Genomic DNA, 22301 nt, shown 5'->3' with positions numbered 1-22301 from the left:
ATCATCGGGCCGAACGGGGCGGGCAAGTCGACCTTGCTGAAGGCCGCGCTGGGCGTAATCCCGCGGCTGTCGGGCGAGGTCAGCGTCTTCGGTCAGCCGATCGAGACGGTCCGCGGGCGCATCGCCTATGTCCCCCAGCGCGCCAGCGTCGACTGGGATTTCCCGACCACGGTGATCGACGTGGTGATGATGGGCCTGTACCGTCAGGTCGGCCTGCTGGGGCGGCTGACCGGCGCTCTCAAGGCGCGGGCCCTGTCCTGTCTCGACCGGGTCGGCATGGCCAGCTTTGCCGACCGCCAGATCGGCCAGCTGTCGGGCGGCCAGCAGCAACGGGTCTTCCTGGCCCGGGCGCTGGCGCAGGACGCGGACCTCTACCTGCTGGACGAACCTTTTGCCGGGGTGGATGCGGCGACCGAACGGGCGATCATCGACGTTCTGAAAGCGCTCAAGGCTGAAGGCAAGGCGGTGGTCTGCGTCCACCATGACCTGGCCACGGTGCGCGACTATTTCGACAATGTCTTCATGATAAACGTGCGCCGCATCGCCGAAGGCCCGGTCAGGACAACCTTCAACGGCGAGACGCTGAATTCCACCTACGGCGGGCGGCTTGCCGCCACGCATATCGACCAGTTGAACCTGGTGGAGGGCGCGTGACCCCGTTGATCGAGGCGTTGCTGCTGCAAGCGGGCTACAATGCGGCGCTGGTGGCCGTGGGCGCGGCTTTGCTGGGCTTTGCTGCCGGCGCCGCCGGAACCTTTCTTTTCCTGCGCAAGCGCGCGCTGGTGTCCGACGCAGTGGCCCATGCCACGTTGCCCGGCGTCGGGCTGGCCTTCATCGCGATGGTCTGGCTGGGCGGCGACGGGCGCAACCTGCTGGGCCTTCTGGCGGGCTCTGCCGTGACCGCCGGGATCGGCCTCTTGGCAGTGGAATGGATGACCCGGCGCACCCGGCTCAGCGAGGATGCGGCCATCGGCGCGGTGCTCTCCGTCTTTTTCGGGCTGGGGATCGTCATCCTGACCGTGATCCAGACAATGAGCTCCGGCCGCCAGGCAGGGTTGGAGAGTTTTCTGCTCGGCTCGACCGCCGGGATGCTGTTCCAGGACGCCATCGTGATCGCCGTGGGTGGCTCATTGGCGGTTCTGGCGACCTGGGTGATGCGGCGACCGATGACGCTGGTGGCCTTTGACGCGGAATACGCGGCGGCGAGCGGCGTCAACGTGCCGGGGATCGACCGGCTGATGATGGCGCTGGTCATGGCGGTCACGGTGATCGGGCTCAAGATCGTCGGGCTGATCCTGATCGTGGCGATGCTGATCATCCCGCCGGTCACGGCGCGGTTCTGGACCGAGCGCAGCCAGTCCCTGATCTGGTACGCGGGGGGACTTGGCGGTGTGTCGGGGTACCTGGGCGCGGCGCTGTCCGCCTCGGCCCCCGATCTGCCGACGGGGCCGATCATCGTGCTGGTCGCGGCGGGCCTGTTCCTGCTGTCGCTCTTCCTGGCCCCCGCACGCGGCGTGGCGGCGGCCGTGTTCCGGCACCGCCGGTTCCAGCGCAAGGTGCACCGTCGGCAGGGCCTCTTGGCCCTGGCGCGGCAGGAGCCGATCCACGACGAACTGACCCTGCGTGTCCTGCGGGGCGAGGGGCTGATCCGTGCCGATGGCGTTGCCACGGAAACCGGGCGCGCCCAGGCGGCCAAGATCGCCCGCGACGAACGCCGCTGGGACGTGGCCCGCGAAATCCATCAGGACACCGGGCTGACCGGGCGCTATGACGGGCTGACCCCGATCGAAGATGTCTTTGCCCCCGATGAGATCGCCGAGTTCGACAGCCGCATCGGCGGCCCGCGTGCCATAGGAGAGGGGCTGTGATGGGCAGCGAATTCGTCATGTTCTCCCTGACACCCATGCTGATCGGCGTGCTGGCCTCTGTCGCCTGTGCCTTGCCGGGAAACTTCCTGATCCTGCGGCGGCAGGCGCTGATCGGCGATGCCATCAGCCATGTCGTCCTGCCGGGCATCGTGGTGGCCTTTCTGCTGACCGGCGTCGTGGCCGCGATCCCGATGCTGCTGGGTGCCGCCGGGGCCGCCGTGGTGGCTGTTGTGCTGATCGAGGCGATCAAGCGGCTCGGTCGGATCGAACCGGGCGCGGCGATGGGTGTGACCTTTACCACGCTTTTTGCGGGGGGCGTCTTGCTCTTGGAGCAGAGCGATACCTCCAGCGTCCACCTGGACGTGGAACATGCTCTGATGGGCAATCTTGAATCGCTGGTCTGGCTGCGCGCGACGGACTGGTCCTCGCTCTTTGATCCCTGGGCGCTGGCCGGTGTTCCCGAGGAACTGCCGCGCATCGCCGTGGTCTGTGCGGGGGTTATCCTGCTGACGCTGGTCTTCTGGCGCTGGCTGAAGATTTCAACCTTCGACGAGGGCTTTGCCCAGGCGTTGGGCCTGCCGGTGGGCATGATCGGCATGGGCCTGGTCATCACGGCGGCAGTGGCAGCGGTCGCGGCCTTTGATGCCGTTGGGTCGATCATCGTGATCGCCATGTTCATCTGCCCGCCGGCGGCGGCCCGGATGATGACCAACGGGCTGGAACGGCAGGTCTGGTGGTCGGTGCTGTTCGCGGTTGTCGCGGCCGTGCTGGGATACGTTCTGGCGGGCTACGGGCCGCTCTGGCTGGGCGGGGACAATGCCGTCAGCGCGGCGGGGATGATCGCGACCGTCTCGGGCGTCATCCTTGCGCTGGCCTGCGCCTTTGGACCGCACCGCGCGCGCGTGGGGGCGCGGGCCGAGGCCTGAAAGGAAAAAAACGGCCCGCAGAATGCGGGCCGAGTGGTGTGACGCGGCGAAACGGATCAGGCGGCGGGGCGAGACCCAACGACGCCTTGAGTGACGGAATCCGTGATCTCGAGGCTTTCTTCCTCGGACAGGTCCATCAATTCGGCCAGCCGGGCGCGCGCGCGGCCCACGCGGCTCTTGATCGTGCCCACGGCGACGCCGCAGACCTCTGCCGCTTCTTCGTAGGCCAGGCCCTGTGCTCCGATCAGCACCAGCGCCTCGCGCTGCGTGTCGGGCAACTGATCGAAGGCCACCTTGAAATCTCGCAGGTTCAGACGCCCGTCGTGATCGGGTTTGGTCGCAAGGCTTTCGCTCATCGTGCCGTCGGCATCCTCGACCTCGCGCTTGCGCTTGCGCCGCAGCGAATAGAACGTGTTGCGCAGGATCGTGAACAGCCAGGCCCGCATGTTGGTGCCCTGCTGAAAGCTGTCGATGTTCGTCCATGCCTTGACCAGCGTCTCCTGCACCAGGTCGTCCGCCGTGGCAGAGTTCCGGGTCAGCGACAGCGCAAAGGCGCGCAACGAGCCGATGTGCTCGGTCAGTTCCTCGCGGGGGTCACGCATCTTGCTGGCCCCCGCTGTTCTTTTTATCCTCGGCGGCTTTCAATTGCGCCAGCAGATCGGTGAACCGATCGGGCACGGGCTGCTGGGCCATGTCATCGAAGGCCTGTCTCAAGTTCCGGTCGATTTCGTCGACGACTCTTGAATTGAGTTGTTTACGCGTCATGTGTTTTGTCATCTTTGGATCTCGCAACGCCTCATTACGGAACCAAAACGTTGCAGCCTGCGTTCGGTTCCAAAGGTAGCACTAATATTTGGAGCAACAAGCATGACGGCTCAGTCATCCTCGGACATGACAACCGCAATCGGCGGCAACCTTCCCTACCTGCGCCGCTACGCCCGCGCGCTGACCGGGCGCCAGGACAGCGGCGACCGCTATGCCGCAGCAACGCTTGAGGCCATCCTGAACGACCCCGAGCTGTACGATGCCGGCCTGACCGCCAAGGTCGCCCTGTTCCGCGTGTTTCACGCGATCTGGATGTCCTCGGGCATGCCGGTCGAGGACGGCGGCGAAACGGGGCTGGCGGCACGGGCGCAGAAACACCTGTCGCGCCTGACGGAAAACACGCGCGAGGCGCTCTTGCTGCACACGATCGAGGAATTCCCGATCGAGGAGGTCGCCCAGATCATGCAGGTCTCGACCGAAGAGGCGGGCCAGTATGTCGATACGGCCTTCCTTGAAATGCGTGACGCGATTTCCGGCAAGATCATGATCATCGAGGATGAGGCGGTGATCGCGATGGATCTTGAAAGCATCGTGATGGACATGGGCCACCGTGTCACCGGCGTGGCCCGCACCGAGGCGGCGGCGCTGGACCTCGCCGGCAGCGAGGCCCCGGACCTGATCCTGTCGGACATCCAGCTGGCCGACGATTCCAGCGGGATCGACGCGGTCAACCAGATCATCGCCCGCGACGGCGACCGTCCCGTGATCTTCATCACCGCCTTCCCGGAACGGCTGCTGACGGGCGAGGGGCCGGAGCCGGCCTTCCTGATCTCCAAGCCCTATACCGAAAACCAGGTGCGATCCGCTGTCAGCCAAGCGCTGTTCTTTGCCTCGACAGAGACCTTGATCCGCTGACTTGATCACTGATGTGAAAAAGAAAAAGGCCCGCTGGTTTCGGCGGGCCTTTTTTTGTTTACGTGGTCCTGTGCCTCAGCTTTTTGCCAGGGCACGCAGCATCCAGGCTGCTTTTTCATGAAATGCGCTGCGGGCGGTTGCAAGGTCTTCGGTCACAGGGTCGCGATGCGTACCAGCCAGCGCGATCAGCGCATGCAGACGATGTGCCAGTTTCTCGTGATCGTGGGCCAGGTCCTCGATCATGTCGGCGGTTGTCGCCTTTGCAGACAGGTCGTCGACCCGCGATCTCTTGGTGATGTCGTCCAGGCGGGCCGGGGCAAGATGTCCAAGCGCGCGTATCCGCTCGGCCAGGTCGTCGGCAGCGGCAAAGAGATCCTGGTACTGTTCCTCGGTCAGGTTGTGCACGGAAAAGAACAGCGGCCCTTCAACATTCCAGTGAATGGCATGGGTCTTAAACAGCAGCCGGTAGTTGTCGGCCAGAACGTCCGACAGGCCGCTTGCCAGGGTTTCGGTGTTGCGGACCCCGGTGGAAACGGAATCTTCGGTGGGAACGACTTTCAGGGAGTCAGTCATCTATGCCTCCTGCTTGATTGGTTAATCAGACAACGAGCGGTGCCCGGAAAGGTTCCTGATCCAGCCCGGCGGGACGCAGGGGGCGGGCGCGTTTCGTCGGGGAACAGGCAGCAGAGAAGGCAGCATGCCCCCATCTGGCACCGACATCGAAAGACAAAGGCGCCACCATCGTCTAGCGACGCCCAGGCGCCGTGACCTACGCAGATTGACGTCATACATGAAAAGGCCCGCACTGGGGTAGCGCGGGCCTTTGCATCGGTTGGACCGGAACGTGCCAGTCAGGCCAGGCGGCGCGTAGAACGCGGGCCTGCGATCAGCCAGACGATGAACCCCAGCAGCGGCAGCAACAGCACGAACAGCGTCCAGAGGACCTTGCCGCCGGTGCTTGCGCCGGAATTGATGATGTTGACGATTGCCCAGACCGCAAGGCCCAACAGGATCAATCCGCCCAGACCCGCAATTTCGATACCCATGATAGTCTCCTTTCGGTTTCGCGCCGCGTTCAGCCGCGCAGTGCGTCGATCAGCTCCGACTTGGTCATCTGCGACCGCCCATCGACATCCAGTTCGCGCGCCCTGTCGTAGAGCGCATCGCGCGTCCATTTTTCATAAGGGGGCGCTTTTCCGCCTTTGCGGGACGGGGCCATGTTGTCATTCGCCTGCGCATTGGCGATCGCCGCCGCTTTCGACTTGGCATAGCCCTTGTCGCGCAGGGCCTGGTAGGTTTCCTCGTCCTTGATCGACGGGTTGCTCTCCTTCTCCTTCGCCATCGCGCTACCTCCTGCATCCTTGCCCCGCGTGAGACCGGCCCGGGGATTTTCCCATGCCGCCCGGCCCAAAAGCGCGAGACTGTACAAGGACCAAACGCCCGGCGTCCCACGCGGTTCCGTGTGCTCCGGGCCGGAAACAGCAAAGAAAGACGGGTTTTTTCGGGAACCTGCAGGGGAGAAAGAGCGTTACGCACGCATGGAAAACACAAATTGTGTCGGCGGGTTTCGTGCCCTGCCCAAAGAGAAAACACTTGCCGGCAAAATGCGCCGGTGCGGGATAGAGATAGAATTTTCAGGAATTGATGAAGCCAACACCTCGCAGATCGTGGCCCAGACCCTGGGCGGCCTGGTCAAGCGGCAGGGGCCGCATCTGTTCACGATCGAGGACAGCGGACTCGGAACCATCTGCGTCGAGCTGGACACGCGGTATGCCAAGCCCGGAAACCAGTTCCTGCCCGAAGGCGTGCTGGACGCCGCCCGCGCCGTCGTCCCGGTCGAGGTGGTCACGCCCCCCCTGATACCAGAGCAGATGGATCGTGTGCTGGACCTGACCAAGGCCCTGCAAAAGGCGGGTGGCAAAGGCACGTCCGACAGCCTGTTTGCCGGGTTCGGCATCCATTTCAACCCCGAGATCACCGGCTACGAAGATCCCTACTTGTTGCGGACCGTGATCGCCTATGGCCTGCTTGAACCCTGGTTGCGCGAATGGCGCCCACTGGACATGTCGCGCCGCATCCTGCCCTTTGTCGATCCCTGGCCCCTGCAATTCACGGATGCGCTAGTGGCGGCGGACGATCTTGATCTCACGGTGCTCCGGCACCTGGTTCACAGCCACCTGAACGGGCGGAATTACGGGCTGGACCTCTTGCCGATCCTGCACGCCCATGACCCCGAGGGGTTTGCGGCGATGTTCGGAAAAGAAGCCAGCGGCGCCCGTCCGGCCTTTCACTTTCGCTTGCCGGATTGCCGCCTGGACGAGCCGGACTGGTGCATCACGGACGAATGGGACCGATGGTGGCTGGTCGAGGCCCTGGCGGCGGACGAGGCTCGATTTGACGCCTTGTACCAGGCCTGGCGGCGCGGGGCAGGGCACGGCGGGCTCTGGGTCGAAGAAGTGGCAGGGCAGATCGGCAACAACGGCGAGGAGCTATTCAGGTGAACCGGCCGCTGATCGCAGTGACCACCTCGACACGGTCGGGGTGGCGTATCTTTCCGCTTGTCCGGCTGAACCTCTGGCTGGCCGGGGCGCGTGCCTTGCGCTGGACGACCCGGTCGGATATCGACCTGGGCCGCGTAGAAGGCGTGATCATCGGTGGCGGCGACGACATCTCGCCCGATCTCTATGGAGCCCGCCTGGAAGTGACCGCACGGCTAGACCATGACCGCGACGCGATGGAACATGACATCGCGCGCAAGGCACTGGCCAGCGGCATCCCCGTCCTGGGTATCTGCCGCGGGGCTCAGATGCTCAACGTCGCGGCAGGGGGGACGCTGCACCAGGACGCCTGGTCACTTTATCCCGAAGCCCAGCCGATCAAGACCATCCTGCCCCGGCGCGAGGTCCATGTCGAAACGGGCTCGCAACTGGCGGCCTGGTCGGGCGAGGCTCCGATGCACGTCAACGCGCTGCATACCCAGGCGGTCGACCGGTTGGGCCGGGGCTTTCGCGTCGCGGCGCGGGATACGCACGGCATGGTTCAGGCCATCGAACGCTGTCGGGATCCCTTTGCGTTGGGCGTGCAGTGGCATCCCGAACACCTGTTCTATGCGCATCGCCAGCGGGCGATCTTTCGCGCGTTGAGCCGTGCCGCATCTGCCTACGCAGAAGACCGGGCGCAAATCCTGTCACCCGCCTGAAACCGGCTCTAGTTCAAAGAAGAAGGCCCGCCAAGCTGGCGGGCCCTTTCGTGTTGATCTGTCTGTACGTCAGACTTTTTCGAGGATCTGGTCCAGCGTCTTGCGGGCCTCGTCCTTGGTCTGGCCCAGACGCTGCTGCAGCTTGCCTTCAAGCTGTTCGCGGTCGCCGCGTGCCTCTTCCAGTTCGTCGTCCGAAAGCACGCCATAGGCTTCGCGCAGCCGGCCCTTGATCTCGGTCCATTTTCCTTCCAGGCGATCCCTGTCCATCGGATATCTCCTTTGCGTTTCGCTGCCCGGATCCGTTCCGGGCCTCTGATTGTAAAACGTCCGGGATGCCGATCCGTTCCGTCTCAGGCCGCTTCTTCCAAGGCGCGGGTGATCGCGGTCTCGATTTCGTCCAGCGGATGGTTTGTCAGCACCTTGGGCAGGTCCAGTACCAGTTTCGAGGCCACTTCCTCGTGCATTTCCTCGCGCAGGGCGCTGAGCACCGGGCGGCTTGCGACGATGATGAGCCGGTCGAACTTGCCGGCATGGGCGGCCTTGTAGAGGTCTGCGCTGATGGTCTTGGCAAAACGCTCTTTTTCCAGTTGGTGCCAATCGGTGTCATCCACGGCGGAGCGATGTTCGCCGGGACCATCATTCAACCGGCCCGGGCGGTTTTCGGCCCAGTCCTGCGCCTTTGGATTCTCCTGCTCCGCGCGATCCCGCACCACCAGGTGCAGATGCGCCTTGTCCCCCTTGTTGACGAGGTACAGCGCCTTTTCTCCATCGGCGATCAGCACCCAGGTGCCATGCGGCACGCCCTTGGCTCGCATCATGTCGTGATCCTCCTCTTTTCAGCGTGGTGACTATCGGGCGGTCAGTCGCCTGCCTGTGGGCCGCGACTGTCGAGCGTGCAGAGCCATCCGCTTTGCGCGCTTTCGAGACGTCAACGCGCAAACCTGCGTTGGCGTTCCCTGCTCAGACGATGTCCTCGGTCACGCCGGGCAGGTCCTGTGCCAGGTCGGTGCCTTCCTCGGCGTCGAAGGGCACAAGGAACCCGCTCCGGTTCTCGGGGCGGCGCAGACCGTTGCGCCGGATCTCTCCCTGCCACAGGGGATAGAGCGTTTCCGGCGACATGGCCTCGGGGGCAAGCGGTTCATGCCACCAGTGCGACAGCAACCGCTCACGCGCCCGTTCCACGCGCTCCGGCTGCGTGATCTCGACCGCCAGCTCGGTATCCCAGCGCATCGACCGCCCGTTCAGATTGGCAGAACCGATCAGGACAGAGGCCGCATCGCGGATCAGAACCTTGTTGTGCACATGGATCAGCGGAGACCCGGCCAGCGTCTCGCAGGTGTCGCGGGCGGCCAGCACCGGGCGCACCGGCGTCGCGATGGTCAGCCGATCGCCGAAACTCTCACGCAGGGTGGCAACCGCCTGCTGGCGCAGGGCAAGCCCATAGCGGGCATCCAGGCTCTCGGAGGAATCGAAAGCCACGTCCTCGGGCAGTCCCGGCATGACGATGATGGCGTTCAGGTCGCGGTTGCGTGTCGCGCCCTCTGCCAGCGCCTCGGCGATCCGGCTGGAGCGGATGAACTGCGTCTCTATATGGATCAAGTGACGTGCCTTTCGAAAGGCCTCCAGGTGCGCCTCCTCGATTTCCGACACCAGTGTGCGGGGCGAAAGATAGGGCAGTTGCAGACGCCGAGGCGCCGACAATGTCCGTTTCAACCCGGGGCAGGGTGGCGGGGCCGCGCGGCCCTCTGTCACTGCCTGGAAACTCTCGAGGTGCCGGCGTGCGGCCGCCGCCTCGGGGCCGCGCAACATGACCTGCACGTCAGACCAGGTATGCCGCGCCGGGCGATCGTGACCGGGCGTGTCGTAACGCCGTTCGTTCAGGTCCAGCCCGCCGACGTAAAGCCATTCGTCGTCGATCACGGCCACTTTCTGGTGATGGGAGACCGTGTGCAGGTTCGGCATCACGCTGCGTTCCAGCCCGACCGCCTCGAACCGGCGTTCAACCGGGGTCGTCTCGCGCAGGCGTTCCCAGCGGCGGCGCAGGACCGCGGGCAGGAAAGCAAGGCGCGGCAACATGCCGGCGCGCGCGCTGTGCTGGTGCGCGCGGATGTTCAGCAGGTCCTTGCCCGTGCCCGTCGCCTCGGCCAGGGCCACGCCCTGCCGCACGGTGCGCCAGCTGAGTTCGTGCAGATCGGTTGCCATGACCGGGTCAAAATCGCTAACGGTGAGATCGATCCGCACGCCGCGCCGCAGGGCATGGGCGAGAAGGTCGAACCAGTCCTGGCCGATCTCGCGCGCCTCGGTGCTGCGCAGCCGGGTCGACAGGTCGAAGATCCGGAAACCGGCGACGACATGACTGCGCGCGAACAATACCGCACGCTCGAACGCCGGCCAGGCCTCGTCGGCCGTGATCATCACTTCGAAGTCACCGGCCATCCGGCCCCCCTGTCAGGCGCCGTAGGCGGCGCGCGGAAACATCACTGTCACGCGATAACGTCCGTCATCCGAAGTGGTTTCCATCTTTCCGCCCAATTGCCGCAGAAAGGCGGCAATCATCTTTTGCGCCATACCGTCGGGGCGCGGCGCATCTGCCCCGGGGGGCAGCGGTTCGGCGGGGGAACTGTCGATGCACAGCCGGACCTCGTCACTGCCGCCCGAGGTCAGACGCACCCCGATCCGGTCGCGCGGGTCCGCGTTGCAGGTCTGGCGGATCGCGGTGTTCAGTGTCTCGGCCACGAACAGCGACAGGGGGATGGCCTGGTCGGGATAAAGGGCGACATGCTCCAGCGCCGTGTCGATTTCGATCTTGCCGCGCGCACCGACCAGATCCTGCGTGTCGCGCACCACCGCCTGCACCAGATCGGCGGCGTCCACCGTGGTGCTGGTCGGCGTATTGTAGAGCGCACGGTGCAATACCGCCATGCCGCGCACCCGGCGCTGAAGCTCGGACACGACGTGCTTGGCCTCATCGGTTTCCAGGTCACGCGACTGCATGTTCATGATCGAGGCGATCAGCTGCAGGTTGTTCTTGACCCGGTGATGCACCTCTCGCAGCAGCACTTCCTTGTCCTTGAGATCCTGTTCGCGGCGCTGTTCGCCCTCCGCGATCAACAAGGCCATGCGGTTGAAGGCGCGCTGGGCCTCCTCCAGTTCCGCCGGCGGATCGCGCAGGTCCAGTGTGGTTTCCTCGCGCTCGCCCAGGGCAAAACGGCGCATCGCGTTGCGCAACTGCGCGACATGGCGGATCACCAGCCGCTGGATGCCGAACAGAGCGACGCCGACCCCGGCCAGCCACATCAGCACCGGCAGCGAACTTGCGATCACGCTTTGCAGGCGACTGTCCGCATCGGGCACGGCAGAGAGAGGCCAGCTGCCCAGCAACATGACCTTGCCGGGCACCATCTGCGTGACGGCGAAAAAACGCGTCTCACCCGAGCCGCTGACCGCACGAAAGGTTCGGCCCGGTTCTTTGACGATCTCGGACAGGGGCATGTCGCGGGGCAGGTATTCGGGGGCTGTGGCCCGTCCCAGCGAAGCGGCCAGGATGTCCCCCTCGGCGTCCAGGGCCGCCAGACGCAAAGCGCCGTCGTGGTCGGGATCCTCAAGCGCACCATTCAGGATCGCATGGGGGATCGACAGCGAGACATAGCCGACCATCTCGCCGCCTTCGCGTACCGGATGCGTCACCATCACGATGTTGCGCCCGGTCACGGCGCCCTCGAGATTGACCTGCACGCTTGCGCCGCCGCGCGCCATCGCGGTCTTGAAGGGTTGGCGTTCGGACAGGTCCATCCGTTCGGCGGTCGAACTGCAGGTCAGCCAGCCCGAGGCCTCGATGAACCCGGCAAAGACATAGGTGTCATTGCTTTCGACAAAGCCTTTCAGGATGTCGCTGCAATCTTCCTCGCCCAGCTTGGTGATCAGCACGGCCAGCCCCTGTGCCGCGGCCAGCGCGCTTTCGAGGGTCTCCGCCTGGGGCGAAGCTTCGGCGCGCAGCTGTGCCATCAGCGCGGTGCGGTTCTGTTGCCGTGCGCTCTCGATCACGGCCTGGGTCTGATAGACCGCGATCAGGCCCACGGGCAACATGGCAATGGTCATCAGGCAGGCGATACGCGCCGGCAGACTGCGGGACAGTCGATAGAGGCTTTTCAGACGCGTGGGCATGGAGGGCAGAACTTCGAGGCTAGGGAATGAACGGGACGCTTTCGGGCGGCACGGTGCGTGACCGGGGGCACAAGTCTCCCTTGACCGGGGCAGTATGCCCCTGTTCCCACGCGCCGCTCATGCGGATATCGCCGCTGCCTGCTCATGCAGTCACCCCATCTGAAATCACAGTCCCCTCTGGACAAATGCCGCATGTCCCGAATTGGTTCCCAAGATTTTCCGGTGGGTCAGGACTGCAGGCTGGTCAGGGGGATCTGCAGCCGGCGGCGGAACATGCCGGCCTCGATCTGGGTGGCCATTTCGCCAGCCAGTTGCCCCTCGACGGCGATCGACAGGAGCCGCGAGCCGAAGCCCGAGCGTGGTCGGGCCTCTGTGTCCCAGGAAAGGCCGGTTTCTTCCCAGCTGATGACGACGTCATCGCTGTCGGTGCGGTTCCATTTCACCGCCAGCTGTCCGCCATCGGTGGACAGCCCGCCGTACTTGGCGGCATTGGTCGCCAGCTCGTGCAGCGCCAGCGTCAGATAGACGGCGGCCTTGGGGCCGACAGGAACGTGTTCGCCTTGGATCGTGATCCGCGTCTCATGTTCCGAGCCATGCGGCGCCAGCAGCTTGTGCGTCAGCGCGTCCAGCGTCGTGGTCGCGCCTTCGCTTCGGCGGACATTGACGACGGGCACGATCATCTCATGCGCATCGCTCAGCGCCTTGAGCCGGGCACCCACGCTTTCGGCCAGTTCGTCGGCGGTCTCATGCGCGTTGCGCTCCATGCGCAGAATGCTGTTGATGACGGTAAAGAGGTTCTTCACCCGGTGCGTCATCTCCTGCATGACGATATCGCGTTCCTCGAGCGTCTCGCGCAGGCGCAGGTCGGATTCGATCATGTCCGCGATGTCTCGCATCTTGGCGATGTCATCGGACGTCCAGTCGCGGGGCTTGTCGTCGATGACGCAGAAAGAGCCCAGCACATGCCCGTCCGGCGATCGGATCGGCACGCCCAGGTAGGCCCGGACGTTCAGGTCCTGAACGGCGCTGTTGTCGCAGACCAGGCTGTCGGCTTCGGCGTCCGGCACGACCAGCGGCTCTTCGGACGACACGACATATTGGCAAAATGAATGGCTGAGCGGCGTGCCGCGCTGCTCCGCAGCCTCTCCGGTGATCCCGGTCTGGGCGGAAAAAAACTGCCGCTCGTCGTCCACGAAAGACACGAGGCTGACGGGAACATCCATCAGGCGTGCGGCGATGCGCGCGGCTCTCTGGTGTGCTCCGGGGGCGGGGCTGTCCATCAGCCCTGTACGTTCCAGCGCCTGCAGGCGCTCCGGATCCCGAAGCCGGTCTTGGTGGGTCACTTCCTGAACCTCTGTCCTGAACTCAGGGGTATCTTTCATCGGACAGGTCCAATCAGCAATGCATCACTTGGGGTAAGTAGTCCTGCAAAGGCAAAGGAAAGCCCCTTTCAGGCGGTTTTTTGCCCTTTGGCCCGGGCGGTTGGCACGTCTTCGGCCCGGGGGCGGGAACCTTTGAGCGGCAAGGCACGTTCCTTTGCCAGAGCGCCACGGACGGCGCATAGGGAAAAACACAAGGAGACTTACCATGCTTGGCTGGGCCCTGACGTTCCTCATCATCGCACTCATCGCGGCCGCACTCGGCTTTGGCGGCATCGCCGGCGCATCCGCCGGGATCGCGCAGATCCTCTTCTTCGTCTTCCTCATTCTCTTTGTCGTGTCGCTGGTGGCGCGTGTGGTCCGAGGATGATCCGGGCCTCGGCCCGGAGGTTTCCGGGCCGCGCACATTGCAAAGGCACTGACAGAGGACGGACGACATGAGCAAGAACACACAAGACCACCATCGCAACGGCGCCGCCGAAGCTGCAGAGGCCGGGGCCGCCTATGCCCGCGCCGCAGGTGAGCGGCTGGACGAGGCACAGGCATCGATCGACCGGGCCATCGAAGAGGGCCGGGACGAGATCGAGCGTGCCGCCCGCCAGTCCACCCAGATGGTGCGGGACAACCCAGTCCTTGCCGTCGCCGGTGCTGTCGGCGTCGGGCTCCTGCTGGGTTTGGCCATGCGCAAGAAGGGCTGACTTGCCAGTAACTTGGCCGTTGAAAAGGGCGTCGCAAATGCGGCGCCCTTTTCTTGTCGGCGGGCAGTCGGACGACCGAAATGCGGAACCTTTCGCGCCCCCGTCCGTTCTTCTTGCAACGGACGTAAACCAGGGGACACCTTCCGATGACCCGCAAGACGCAAGACCGCAAACCTTCTCGTTCCACCGAAAAAAAGGACGCCGTGCGCGACGCAGGCGCCTTGGCGTTGCGCGCCGGAGCGGGCGGCCCTGCGGGCCTGATCTCGCAGGCGCTGGGGGTGGCGCGCCGGCACCCGGCGCTGGCCCTGGCGGCCACCGCGCTGGCGGGCTACGCGGCGGGGCGCCGGGCGCAGCGGCGTGGAACACTGGTGCCGCCCCGCGACACCAAGGTGCGCGACGCCTGGGCGCCGCAAAACAGCGGCGCGCGGGGGCCTCATCCGCCTGCCCAGGATCACCGCAACCTGCTGACGCGGATGCAGCTGGAGGACCGCAATGAGCGGTCCTGAACTGCGCGATGCGCCGCGCATCCTGACCGAAGTGCTGCGCCAGGCGATCTCCTTGCTGCAAAGCGAGATGCGCCTTGCACGGGCCGAGATCGGTGAAAACCTGTCGCGGGCCGGGTCGGGGCTGGTGTTTTACGCCCTCGCGTTGGTGCTGACCATCGCGGGGCTGAACGCGCTCGCCACGGCTGGCATCGCCTGGCTGGAAACGCATGGCCTGACCTTGGTCGAGGCGGCAGGCGGGATGGGGGGCGGACTGCTGGTGCTTGCGCTGATCTGCGTGCTGATCGCCCGCAAACGCATCAATGCCCGCGTCCTGACGCCCCGGCGCAGTCTCAACAACGTCAAACGCGATCTGGAAACCTTGCAGGAGGTCCGCCGTGGCTGAGATCGAGAAACTCGAAATGCGGGCGGCGGAAGACCGTGCCCGGTTAAAAATCGCGCTTGAGGCGCTGGGCGGCAGCACCAGCAAAAGCGCCATTGCCGCGCCCCTGACCGGGGCCGCGATGGGACAGGCCGGACGGTTGGGCCGCGGCGCCGTCGGCGCGGCAGGCCGCAACCCGACAGCGGCGGCGCTGATCGGGCTTGGCATGGGTTTGTTCGCGACGGGCGCGGGGGCGCGGACCCCGGGCGCGGTCAAGGACGATGCCCCCAAGAGCCGCGCACCGATGTTGACGGCCGGGGCGCTGATCCTTGGTGCGGCCGCTCTGGCCGGCGCGCTGCTGCCCAACCTGGGCCGTGACAGTCACGGCGACGACTGACCAGCGAGACCTGAACCATGCTCACCACCGTTCTCAGCGAGCGCGCGCAACGCGTGATGTTGCTGATCCTTACCGTGATCGCGCTGACCGGCGCCCTGCAACTGGGTCAGCAACTGCTGGCGCCCATTGTCTTTGCGGTGGTGCTGGGCATCGTCGTCTCGCCCCTCGCGGAACGCCTGACCGACGTGGGCATCCCGCGGGTTGCGGTTGCGATCCTATTGCTTCTGGTCACGACCAGCCTGATCGCGCTTCTGATCCTGATGATCGAGCCGCTGCTCAACATGTTCATCGAACAATTGCCCCGGCTCAAGGCGGCGGCGACACGTTGGATCGCCTCGGTTTCTGACGTGCTGCGCGGGATCGAGACCATCAGCGAAGAGATCGAAGGCGCCAAGCCCGCCGCCGAGGCAAGTGAAAGCGCCTTGCCAACCGTGCGCGACGCTTTGTGGATGGCGCCCAACTTTGGCGCGCAGTTCTTTGTCTTTGTCGGTACGCTGTTCTTTTTCGTGCTGACCCGCAACGAACTCTATTCCGCTGTCGGCACGCTGGAGCCGAAGCTGCGCAAGGCCGACCGCGCCGTGGCCCGTTATTTCGCTGCCGTGACGCTGGTCAACGCTGGGCTGGGCACCGTGACCGCGCTGATCATGCTGGCCATCGGGGTGGATTATCCCATGCTCTGGGGCCTGGCGGCCGCGATCCTGAACTACATGCTGTACCTGGGGCCGCTGCTGATCATCTTCGGGCTGGCCATCGCCGGGTTGCTTCAATTCACCGGCGCCATGTCCCTGCTGCCGCCCGCCCTGTTCATGCTGGCCAACTTCACCGAGGCGAATTTCGTCACCCCCTGGGTGGTCGGTCAACGGCTGGCGATGAACCCGCTGGGTGTCTTCGTGGCCATCGTCTTTGGCCTCTGGCTCTGGGGGCCGGTCGGGGCCATCGTGGCGCTGCCCGTGATGCTGTGGTTCGGCGTGTTGATGAGCCCGGAGATGCTCAACAGGACCTCGGGCGCCGAGCAGCTGCAACCGGCCGAATAGGGGTCAGGCGTCCAGCGCGGCCAGCCTGTCGGTCAGTCGCTGGCGTTCCCGCGCGGTCATCAGCCCCGCCTCGCCATGCGCGCGCAGGTCCTCAAGCAGATCCGAGATGGCCTCGCGCCCGGCCTCCGGCATCGCCCCGCGCAGCCGCACCAGTGCCTCGGCGACGGCGGTCAGCACGTCGCCAAACCCCGCCGCGTCCCGCGTGATGTCGCGAAAGCCTGCCTCGACCAGGTCTCCGGCGCCCAGTTCGCTCAGGAATACCCGGTCGTATAGGGGGCCCTCGGTGTCGGAGGTGTTCAAGGCCCAGTCCCACAACAGCCGTTCCAGCCGCGCGATCACGTCGATGGCGGTCTTGGGGTCGTTGATCCCGGGGGACAGCGCCTTGGAGGCGGATTCTCTCAGTGCCTGCAGCGCATAGGCCGGGTCCTGTTCATAGGTCCGATCGGTGGCCAGCAGGAAACAGGCCGCGAATTTTTCGGCCTCGTCACAGCCGCGCAACAGGCCCAGCCGCTGGCTGCGCAGGACGATGTCGCCGGGCAGGTGATCAAGGTAGACCTCCGCCTCGTGGGTTTCCGCCAGCTTCTGCAACTCGTCCATGTCGATGCGCCGCAGAAAGCCAGAGCGAGGCGCCTCGATGTCCACACCGTCCGTGGGCCTCTCCTCCAGCTTGCAGCCCCCCAGGCGGGGCAGGCGCCGTTGCTGGTAGAGGATCTCTCGCGCGGTCTGTTCGGCGCGCAGCAAGGCGTATTCCAGGCTGCCGATCCGCGACAGTTGCCCGATCCAGCGCACCAGCGATACCACGATCGCTTCCACCACGAAAACCGTGACGGCAAAGACGATCACCGAGGCGCTGTCGGAATAGTAACCTGCCCGGTAAAGGATGATCGAGGACAGCGCAAAGACGAAGGCGCCGATGAAGGTCGCCAGCATCGTCTGGGTCGAGGTGTCTTCCATCAACAGGCGGTGAATGCGCGGCGTCGTCTGTTGAGCCAGCGTGCGGTGGGTCGAGACCATGACCCCCAGCGAAAAGGTTGCGACCGCCAGCATCCCGTTGGCCAGGATGGTCAGGATGGGCATGGTCGCGTCTTCGGAAAAGCGGTCGCGCGGGCCGTCCGGGATCAATGGTCCCAGCAGCTCTGCGGAAAGCGCGGCCAGGACCGACAGAGCGGACAGCAGCGCGACCCGAACCCAGAGAATGCGGCTGATCCGACGCAGGGTCAGCATCGTCTGGACCAGTTTCATTGTGTGTTTGCCTGCCATGCGGGTCAGCAGGCCACCATTCGGGGGGCATGGTCAAGCGCCAGCCAGCCGCGCAGCGCACGGGAAAAGGTGCAGGGATGCTCGATGAAGGGCAGATGTCCGCCGGGGACAAGCTGTGCCTGGGCCTGTGGCAGGTGGCGCAACAGCTTCAGCTGGTGAAGCGGCGGGACGACCCTGTCCTGACGTCCGATGACGGCAAGGCAGGGCTGTGCGATCTTGGCCATGTTCGCGGTGGCATCCTGCTCCAGCACCCATTTGCCGAATTGGCGGATCGCTTCGGGGTTGCGGTGCTGCAGGGCCAGGCGCATTTCGTCCGGTACCCTTGCGGCCGCCTCGCGCGGCAGGACCGTGGTCAGCGCGCGCTCGAAACTGCCGCGCGTGGCAAGGCCCAGGCGCCACATCATCGGTAGCGACCAGCGTCCGGCCAGGTCATGCGACAGGATCGCCGCGCCGATGTCGCGCGGCAGGTCGCGGTGTCCCGTGACAGGCGCCCCCACCAGCACGAGCGAGCGGACAAGGTCCGGCGCCCGGCGTGCCAGCAGCAGGCTGACCAGCCCGCCGCTGGAATGGCCGACAAGATGCACGGCCCGCCCGCCGGAAAACACCGCGATCCTCTCCAGCATGGGGTCCAGCCACTTGCCTGAGGCCAGGTCCCGCGTCACCGTTTCTGCATCCTCCTGCGGCCCATGGCCCGGCAGATCCAGGAACAACCGGTTGCCCAACCCCATGTCGTGGCATAGCGGCAACCAAGCCTCGCATGTCATGAAGAGACCGGGAAGAAAGACCAGAGGGGCGCCGCCGCGCATGGGCGCGTTGCGGGACGGAGGCTGACAATCGGGCAGGGAAATCGCGTTCATCGGGAACCTTCGGTCATCTGTCGGAGACATGCCTCCGGCTTTGTGACAACGTTGCACGCCCTTGCGCGGTTCCCGGGGCGGGCGTCCCGGGCAAATATACGGGCCCCACGGAACTTTCGGCGCAGTGAATGCGTTGAGTTTGCGAAGACGGCGGAAGGAGGTCCACGTCCTGGGGCGAACAAGCCTGCAGCGACAAGAACCCTCCGCCGGGGTGTCGCAATCAGCGGCGCCGTTGAGGCGGACAAACCGCCGAATGGAGGATGGAACGCGATGAACACGATCACGGCATCAGCACCCCAAAGGGGCCTGTCGCGTGGTTCTTCCCCCTTTTTTGGGCGGCGGCGCTTTCCCATGTCCATGCAGATGCGGCGCTAAAGCGAACACCACCCCGATCCGCAGATTTCGACCACTGACCAGGCCGAGGTGGCCTGGCTGGCAGGGCATGTCTTGCCCGGACCCCGACGAACCAAAGAACAGGAGGCTGCCAAATGCTCCGTATTCTTGCCTTTTCCCTCGCCGCCACGTTGATGGCCGGCACCGCCGAGGCGCAGGTCCGCGATGCGCTCGCCTCCGATCTGCGGAATTTCGTCGAGGCGTTCGAGCTGTCACAGGTGCCCGCAACCGAGCAGGCCCGGCTACAGGTGATCGTCGATCATCCCGAGGCCTCGCATGTGGCCAAGGTCATGGCCATCCACGAGATCCTTCAGGACAACGGCGCCTTGCGTCACGTCGATATGCATGGCGACGCGCCGACGCTGCATTCGTCTCTGCGCGACTGACGGGGGCGGACACGCCACTGAAAAACCGAAAAAAGCCGCGCACCCACCCGGGCGCGCGGCTTTTCGGTGTCACGCGATGACGTAAAAAAACGCCCCCGCCGAAATCGGGCGGGGGCGATGATTGCGGGCGTTGGGGGATGAGGGATCTGCGCCCGCAGATGACGTGCCTGTCACAAGGGAAATGCACGGCGCGGCAAATGGTTCCCGCGGGGTGCATCTTTTCTAGCCGGGCAAGGGCCTTGCCCCGGCCCCGGCTGCTGCGCCAAGCTGGGGCAGGGACAACCGGACAAGCCGGGCCGCAACCGTTGGAGGAGCAGAGATTGGGACATGTACTTGCGATCTACCAGGGCACATTGTCCGGCCGCGCGATCCCGTTCGATTGCGATCTGCATGTCGCCGCCCCGGCGCAGGAGGTCTGACCCATGATCCCGGAAACGCATCTTCGCGACGTGACCGACCGCCTGTCGGGGATCACGCCAAAGGGGCGCCGCCTGATGATTGCCGTGGCTGGTCCGCCGGGGTCGGGCAAGTCCACCCTGGCCGAAGCGCTGGTCGATCGGATCGGCCCCGAGGCGGTACTGATGCCGATGGACGGGTTTCACCTTGATGACCGCCTGCTGGAACCACGCGGGCTGTTGCCGCGCAAGGGCGCGCCCGAGACCTTTGATTTCCACGGGTTGAAGGCCGCGCTGGCACGTGCCGCGTCCGACCCTTCGGTCATCCTGCCCGTCTTCGACCGCGCGCGAGAGATCGCCATCGCCGGGGCGCAGGAAATCGGGCCGGAGACGCGCATCGTGGTGGCCGAGGGTAACTATCTCTGTTTCGCGGAGCCGCCCTGGTCCGACCTGATGCCACTCTGGGACCTGTCGGTGTTCCTGGAGGTGCCCGAGGCAGAGCTGGAGCGTCGCCTTGTGGCGCGATGGCTGGGCTTCGGGTTCGATGAGGAAACCGCGCAGCGCAAGGCGCTTGCCAATGACATCCCCAATGCCCGCCGTGTCATGGCTGAACGCGAGACCGTGGACATTGTATTGCGCCAGACGGACTCTGCCTGAAATTTGGTCGTTTCGACCATTATTCGGTCAACTGCTCATGTATTGGGCGCATTGCGTGAGCAGCGCAGGCCGACTGTGGTCAGCGACCTCCGGCACGGCCATAGTTCGGGCATGGGTGGGATGAACGGTTGACCGTGTGAGCAAACTCGTTGTCTTCAGCGATCTGGACGGAACGCTTCTGGATCATGCGAATTACTCTTTCGCCCCGGCGCAGCCCGCGTTGGACGCACTGGCTGCGCGGGGCATTCCGCTGATCCTTGCCACCTCCAAGACGGCCGCCGAGGTCGCCGTGTTGCACGAGGCCCTGTCGCTGGGCGACTGGCCCGCCATCGTCGAGAACGGGGCCGGGATCTATCGACCCGGCAGCACGGCGGGGGATGCCGCGCCCTATGCCGCCCTGCGGGCCGCTCTGGACAGCTTGCCGCCGGATCTGCGCGCTCCGTTCAGGGGTTTTGGCGACATGAGCGACGCCGAAGTGGCAGAAATCACTGGCCTTGCCCCTGAGGCCGCTGCGCTGGCGCGCCAACGGCAACACTCGGAACCCGGGCTATGGCGGGGGAGCGACGCCACGCAAGCCCGTTTTCTCGCGGCCCTCGCGGACAGGGGCATCGCGTGCCGGTCCGGTGGGCGATTTCTGACGCTGTCGCATGGGCGCACCAAGGCTGACGGGCTGCGCGAAATCGCCGCCGAACTGGGGGCCGAACGGACGCTGGCGCTGGGGGACGCGCCCAATGACACCGACATGCTGCAGGCGGCTGATCTTGGCGTCATCGTGCGCAACGACCACGGCCCCGGCATCCCGCGCCTTCCGGGCGAGGGCCAAGGCACCATCCGGCGTACCGCAGATCCCGGCCCCATAGGCTGGAACACGGCGGTTCTGGCCATACTGAACGACATAAAGGACTGATCTCATGTCTGATTTCCATCAGAACGGCAATATCGCGCAGTTTCACAACCTGCGCAGCCGCCCCCTGGAAGAGCTGATCTACGAGATCGAGACCTACGCCCAGACCCGCAAGATCACGCTAGTCCTGCCGTGCCTCTACTCCGAGCTCGAAGGGCCCGCGATGGGCAATATCCTCGATGAGTTGAGCAAGGTCACCTACCTGCACCGGATCATCATCGGGCTGGACCGCGCCACCGAACAACAATTCCGTCGCGCCCGAGACTTCTTTTCCCGCCTGCCGCAGGATCATGTTGTCCTGTGGAACGACAGTCCCCGCATGTCCGAGCTGGACGCCAAGCTGGCCGAGATGGGGCTGGCGCCGCAGGAGCAGGGCAAGGGTAAGAACATGTGGACCTGCATGGGCTACCTGATCTCCTGCGCCGATACCTCTGTCATGGCACTGCACGACTGCGATATCGTCACCTACAAGCGCGACCTGCTGGACCGGCTGGTCTATCCTGTCGTAAACCCGAATTTCCGCTACCAGCTGTCCAAGGGCTACTACCCGCGCATCGGCGACGGCAAGCTGAACGGGCGGGTCACGCGCCTGCTGGTCTCGCCGCTGTTGATCGCGCTGAAACGCACGATCGGCGACCGCGATTACATCGACTACTTGCGCGCCTTCCGTTACCCGCTGTCGGGCGAATTTGCCCTGCGCACCTCGCTCTTGCCCGACCTGCGCATTCCCTCGGACTGGGGGCTGGAAATCGGCGTGTTGTCAGAGGTCTGGCGCAACCTGGGCCGGCATTCCGTCTGCCAGGTGGAAATCGCGGATGCCTATGACCACAAGCACCAGCAGGTCAGCGAAGAGGACGCGGCCACGGGACTCAACCGCATGTCGATGGATATCTGCAAGGCGGTCTTCCGCAAGCTGGCGGCAGACGGCACCGTCTTTACGCCCAATGTCTTCCGCGCGCTAAAAGCCACCTATTACCGCGTGGCGCTGGACCTGATCGAGTTCTACGACAACGATGCCAAGATGAACGGGCTGACCATCGACCGCCACCGTGAGGAACTGACGGTCGAGCTGTTTGCCAACAACATCGTGGAGGCAGGCAAGGTGTTCCTCGAAAAACCGAACGAGACACCCTTTGTCCCGAACTGGAGCCGCGTGAACGCCGCCGACCCGGGAATCGTGGGCGAATTGCGCGCGGCCGTCGCCGCGGACAACGAGGAATTCGCACCGATGACCTTTTGA

General features: G+C 65.1%; 28 protein-coding genes. 16 read left to right on the top strand and 12 right to left on the bottom strand.

Going from position 1 to position 22301, the window contains the following annotated elements:
- The 3 genes from PVW46_RS01850 to PVW46_RS01840 form a co-directional block, all read left to right on the top strand.
- Positions 1-654, top strand: a 654-nt coding sequence (locus tag PVW46_RS01850; protein WP_274574291.1) for a metal ABC transporter ATP-binding protein, incomplete at its 5' end; no start/stop codon positions are given.
- Positions 651-1868 carry a metal ABC transporter permease gene (locus PVW46_RS01845; RefSeq protein ID WP_069208085.1) on the top strand — a complete coding sequence of 406 codons (1218 nt, stop codon included), beginning with the start codon at positions 651-653 and terminating at the stop codon, positions 1866-1868. The genes PVW46_RS01850 and PVW46_RS01845, both read left to right, overlap by 4 nt.
- Positions 1865-2794, top strand: coding sequence for a metal ABC transporter permease (locus PVW46_RS01840; RefSeq protein WP_172429146.1), 930 nt, complete (start codon positions 1865-1867; stop codon positions 2792-2794). Before PVW46_RS01845 ends, PVW46_RS01840 begins: the two co-directional genes overlap by 4 nt.
- A 56-nt stretch (positions 2795-2850) precedes the next feature.
- On the opposite strand, the gene PVW46_RS01835 is transcribed toward PVW46_RS01840, so the two are convergent.
- Positions 2851-3396, bottom strand: a complete 546-nt coding sequence (locus PVW46_RS01835) for an RNA polymerase sigma factor (RefSeq protein ID WP_043144666.1) — start codon at positions 3394-3396, stop codon at positions 2851-2853.
- Positions 3389-3559: a NepR family anti-sigma factor gene (locus tag PVW46_RS01830; RefSeq protein WP_157903875.1), complete on the bottom strand. Its 171-nt coding sequence runs from the start codon at positions 3557-3559 to the stop codon at positions 3389-3391. The genes PVW46_RS01835 and PVW46_RS01830 overlap by 8 nt, the downstream gene beginning before the upstream one ends.
- A 102-nt stretch (positions 3560-3661) precedes the next feature.
- On the opposite strand from PVW46_RS01830, the gene PVW46_RS01825 reads away from it, so the two are divergent.
- Complete coding sequence (locus tag PVW46_RS01825) at positions 3662-4474, top strand: response regulator (protein ID WP_069208087.1); 813 nt, start codon at positions 3662-3664, stop codon at positions 4472-4474.
- 75 nt (positions 4475-4549) lie between these two features.
- On the opposite strand, the gene PVW46_RS01820 is transcribed toward PVW46_RS01825, so the two are convergent.
- The 3 genes from PVW46_RS01820 to PVW46_RS01810 form a co-directional block, all read right to left on the bottom strand.
- Complete coding sequence (locus PVW46_RS01820) at positions 4550-5047, bottom strand: Dps family protein (RefSeq protein ID WP_069208088.1); 498 nt, start codon at positions 5045-5047, stop codon at positions 4550-4552.
- A 278-nt stretch (positions 5048-5325) separates the two neighbouring features.
- Positions 5326-5514, bottom strand: coding sequence for a PLDc N-terminal domain-containing protein (locus PVW46_RS01815; protein WP_043144764.1), 189 nt, complete (start codon positions 5512-5514; stop codon positions 5326-5328).
- A 35-nt stretch (positions 5515-5549) separates the two neighbouring features.
- A complete protein-coding gene (locus PVW46_RS01810; protein WP_069208089.1) occupies positions 5550-5816 on the bottom strand; it encodes a DUF7218 family protein in 267 nt (88 codons plus the stop codon).
- A 196-nt stretch (positions 5817-6012) separates the two neighbouring features.
- On the opposite strand from PVW46_RS01810, the gene PVW46_RS01805 reads away from it, so the two are divergent.
- On the top strand, positions 6013-6975 hold the full coding sequence (locus PVW46_RS01805) for an amidoligase family protein (RefSeq protein WP_069208090.1): 963 nt from the start codon (positions 6013-6015) through the stop codon (positions 6973-6975).
- Positions 6972-7673: a gamma-glutamyl-gamma-aminobutyrate hydrolase family protein gene (locus tag PVW46_RS01800; RefSeq protein WP_069208091.1), complete on the top strand. Its 702-nt coding sequence runs from the start codon at positions 6972-6974 to the stop codon at positions 7671-7673. The genes PVW46_RS01805 and PVW46_RS01800 overlap by 4 nt, the downstream gene beginning before the upstream one ends.
- A 69-nt stretch (positions 7674-7742) precedes the next feature.
- Here PVW46_RS01800 and PVW46_RS01795 read toward each other — a convergent pair whose 3' ends face one another.
- From PVW46_RS01795 to PVW46_RS01775, 5 genes are all read right to left on the bottom strand, one after another.
- Positions 7743-7940, bottom strand: a complete 198-nt coding sequence (locus PVW46_RS01795; RefSeq protein WP_043144659.1) for a CsbD family protein — start codon at positions 7938-7940, stop codon at positions 7743-7745.
- A gap of 83 nt (positions 7941-8023) precedes the next feature.
- Positions 8024-8491 carry a baeRF12 domain-containing protein gene (locus PVW46_RS01790; RefSeq protein ID WP_083242154.1) on the bottom strand — a complete coding sequence of 156 codons (468 nt, stop codon included), beginning with the start codon at positions 8489-8491 and terminating at the stop codon, positions 8024-8026.
- Positions 8492-8633: 142 nt separating this feature from the next.
- A complete protein-coding gene (locus PVW46_RS01785) occupies positions 8634-10109 on the bottom strand; it encodes a phospholipase D family protein (RefSeq protein ID WP_069208092.1) in 1476 nt (491 codons plus the stop codon).
- A 12-nt stretch (positions 10110-10121) separates the two neighbouring features.
- Positions 10122-11837 carry a sensor histidine kinase gene (locus tag PVW46_RS01780; protein WP_274574268.1) on the bottom strand — a complete coding sequence of 572 codons (1716 nt, stop codon included), beginning with the start codon at positions 11835-11837 and terminating at the stop codon, positions 10122-10124.
- A 227-nt stretch (positions 11838-12064) separates the two neighbouring features.
- Entirely contained in the window at positions 12065-13219 is a 1155-nt protein-coding gene (locus tag PVW46_RS01775) for a sensor histidine kinase (protein ID WP_082024709.1), read from the bottom strand.
- 205 nt (positions 13220-13424) lie between these two features.
- Here PVW46_RS01775 and PVW46_RS01770 point away from each other — a divergent pair, with 205 nt between their 5' ends.
- From PVW46_RS01770 to PVW46_RS01745, 6 genes are all read left to right on the top strand, one after another.
- Positions 13425-13586 (top strand): DUF1328 domain-containing protein, encoded by a 162-nt coding sequence (locus tag PVW46_RS01770; protein ID WP_043144655.1) that lies wholly within the window; start codon positions 13425-13427, stop codon positions 13584-13586.
- Positions 13587-13653: 67 nt separating this feature from the next.
- Complete coding sequence (locus PVW46_RS01765; RefSeq protein WP_043144654.1) at positions 13654-13914, top strand: DUF883 family protein; 261 nt, start codon at positions 13654-13656, stop codon at positions 13912-13914.
- 203 nt (positions 13915-14117) lie between these two features.
- Positions 14118-14420 carry a hypothetical protein gene (locus PVW46_RS01760; protein WP_274574262.1) on the top strand — a complete coding sequence of 101 codons (303 nt, stop codon included), beginning with the start codon at positions 14118-14120 and terminating at the stop codon, positions 14418-14420.
- Complete coding sequence (locus PVW46_RS01755) at positions 14407-14802, top strand: phage holin family protein (RefSeq protein ID WP_069208094.1); 396 nt, start codon at positions 14407-14409, stop codon at positions 14800-14802. The genes PVW46_RS01760 and PVW46_RS01755 overlap by 14 nt, the downstream gene beginning before the upstream one ends.
- Complete coding sequence (locus PVW46_RS01750) at positions 14795-15175, top strand: hypothetical protein (RefSeq protein ID WP_069208095.1); 381 nt, start codon at positions 14795-14797, stop codon at positions 15173-15175. The genes PVW46_RS01755 and PVW46_RS01750 overlap by 8 nt, the downstream gene beginning before the upstream one ends.
- Positions 15176-15192: 17 nt before the next feature.
- A complete protein-coding gene (locus tag PVW46_RS01745) occupies positions 15193-16209 on the top strand; it encodes an AI-2E family transporter (protein WP_043144649.1) in 1017 nt (338 codons plus the stop codon).
- Positions 16210-16212: 3 nt separating this feature from the next.
- Here the strand turns inward: PVW46_RS01745 and PVW46_RS01740 are convergent, their stop codons facing one another.
- On the bottom strand, positions 16213-17451 hold the full coding sequence (locus PVW46_RS01740; RefSeq protein ID WP_274574257.1) for a DUF2254 domain-containing protein: 1239 nt from the start codon (positions 17449-17451) through the stop codon (positions 16213-16215).
- A gap of 23 nt (positions 17452-17474) precedes the next feature.
- Positions 17475-18356 carry an alpha/beta fold hydrolase gene (locus PVW46_RS01735; RefSeq protein ID WP_083242155.1) on the bottom strand — a complete coding sequence of 294 codons (882 nt, stop codon included), beginning with the start codon at positions 18354-18356 and terminating at the stop codon, positions 17475-17477.
- Between the two features lie 458 nt (positions 18357-18814).
- Between PVW46_RS01735 and PVW46_RS01730 the strand changes: the two genes are divergently transcribed.
- From PVW46_RS01730 to PVW46_RS01715, 4 genes are all read left to right on the top strand, one after another.
- A complete protein-coding gene (locus PVW46_RS01730; protein WP_043144646.1) occupies positions 18815-19105 on the top strand; it encodes a hypothetical protein in 291 nt (96 codons plus the stop codon).
- A 422-nt stretch (positions 19106-19527) separates the two neighbouring features.
- A complete protein-coding gene (locus PVW46_RS01725) occupies positions 19528-20157 on the top strand; it encodes a nucleoside/nucleotide kinase family protein (protein WP_083242156.1) in 630 nt (209 codons plus the stop codon).
- Between the two features lie 136 nt (positions 20158-20293).
- Positions 20294-21064, top strand: a complete 771-nt coding sequence (locus PVW46_RS01720; RefSeq protein WP_069208099.1) for an HAD-IIB family hydrolase — start codon at positions 20294-20296, stop codon at positions 21062-21064.
- Between the two features lie 4 nt (positions 21065-21068).
- Positions 21069-22301 (top strand): glycosyltransferase family protein, encoded by a 1233-nt coding sequence (locus tag PVW46_RS01715; RefSeq protein WP_043144644.1) that lies wholly within the window; start codon positions 21069-21071, stop codon positions 22299-22301.

Source organism: Mameliella sp. AT18 (assembly GCF_028807275.1).
GTDB lineage: Bacteria > Pseudomonadota > Alphaproteobacteria > Rhodobacterales > Rhodobacteraceae > Antarctobacter > Antarctobacter albus.
Note: the sequence above shows the minus strand (reverse complement) of the source record. Positions and strands in the feature narration are given on the sequence as shown.

Coding starts and splice junctions, on each gene's coding strand:
- PVW46_RS01715 (WP_043144644.1), top strand. CDS start 21,069: ATGTCTGATTTCCATCAGAACGGCAATATCGCGCAGTTTCACAACCTG.
- PVW46_RS01735 (WP_083242155.1), bottom strand. CDS start 18,356: ATGTCTCCGACAGATGACCGAAGGTTCCCGATGAACGCGATTTCCCTG.
- PVW46_RS01775 (WP_082024709.1), bottom strand. CDS start 13,219: ATGAAAGATACCCCTGAGTTCAGGACAGAGGTTCAGGAAGTGACCCAC.
- PVW46_RS01745 (WP_043144649.1), top strand. CDS start 15,193: ATGCTCACCACCGTTCTCAGCGAGCGCGCGCAACGCGTGATGTTGCTG.
- PVW46_RS01740 (WP_274574257.1), bottom strand. CDS start 17,451: ATGAAACTGGTCCAGACGATGCTGACCCTGCGTCGGATCAGCCGCATT.
- PVW46_RS01825 (WP_069208087.1), top strand. CDS start 3,662: ATGACGGCTCAGTCATCCTCGGACATGACAACCGCAATCGGCGGCAAC.
- PVW46_RS01835 (WP_043144666.1), bottom strand. CDS start 3,396: ATGCGTGACCCCCGCGAGGAACTGACCGAGCACATCGGCTCGTTGCGC.
- PVW46_RS01765 (WP_043144654.1), top strand. CDS start 13,654: ATGAGCAAGAACACACAAGACCACCATCGCAACGGCGCCGCCGAAGCT.
- PVW46_RS01820 (WP_069208088.1), bottom strand. CDS start 5,047: ATGACTGACTCCCTGAAAGTCGTTCCCACCGAAGATTCCGTTTCCACC.
- PVW46_RS01755 (WP_069208094.1), top strand. CDS start 14,407: ATGAGCGGTCCTGAACTGCGCGATGCGCCGCGCATCCTGACCGAAGTG.
- PVW46_RS01790 (WP_083242154.1), bottom strand. CDS start 8,491: ATGATGCGAGCCAAGGGCGTGCCGCATGGCACCTGGGTGCTGATCGCC.
- PVW46_RS01830 (WP_157903875.1), bottom strand. CDS start 3,559: ATGACGCGTAAACAACTCAATTCAAGAGTCGTCGACGAAATCGACCGG.
- PVW46_RS01810 (WP_069208089.1), bottom strand. CDS start 5,816: ATGGCGAAGGAGAAGGAGAGCAACCCGTCGATCAAGGACGAGGAAACC.
- PVW46_RS01795 (WP_043144659.1), bottom strand. CDS start 7,940: ATGGACAGGGATCGCCTGGAAGGAAAATGGACCGAGATCAAGGGCCGG.
- PVW46_RS01805 (WP_069208090.1), top strand. CDS start 6,013: ATGGAAAACACAAATTGTGTCGGCGGGTTTCGTGCCCTGCCCAAAGAG.
- PVW46_RS01730 (WP_043144646.1), top strand. CDS start 18,815: ATGCTCCGTATTCTTGCCTTTTCCCTCGCCGCCACGTTGATGGCCGGC.
- PVW46_RS01770 (WP_043144655.1), top strand. CDS start 13,425: ATGCTTGGCTGGGCCCTGACGTTCCTCATCATCGCACTCATCGCGGCC.
- PVW46_RS01780 (WP_274574268.1), bottom strand. CDS start 11,837: ATGCCCACGCGTCTGAAAAGCCTCTATCGACTGTCCCGCAGTCTGCCG.
- PVW46_RS01725 (WP_083242156.1), top strand. CDS start 19,528: ATGATCCCGGAAACGCATCTTCGCGACGTGACCGACCGCCTGTCGGGG.
- PVW46_RS01785 (WP_069208092.1), bottom strand. CDS start 10,109: ATGGCCGGTGACTTCGAAGTGATGATCACGGCCGACGAGGCCTGGCCG.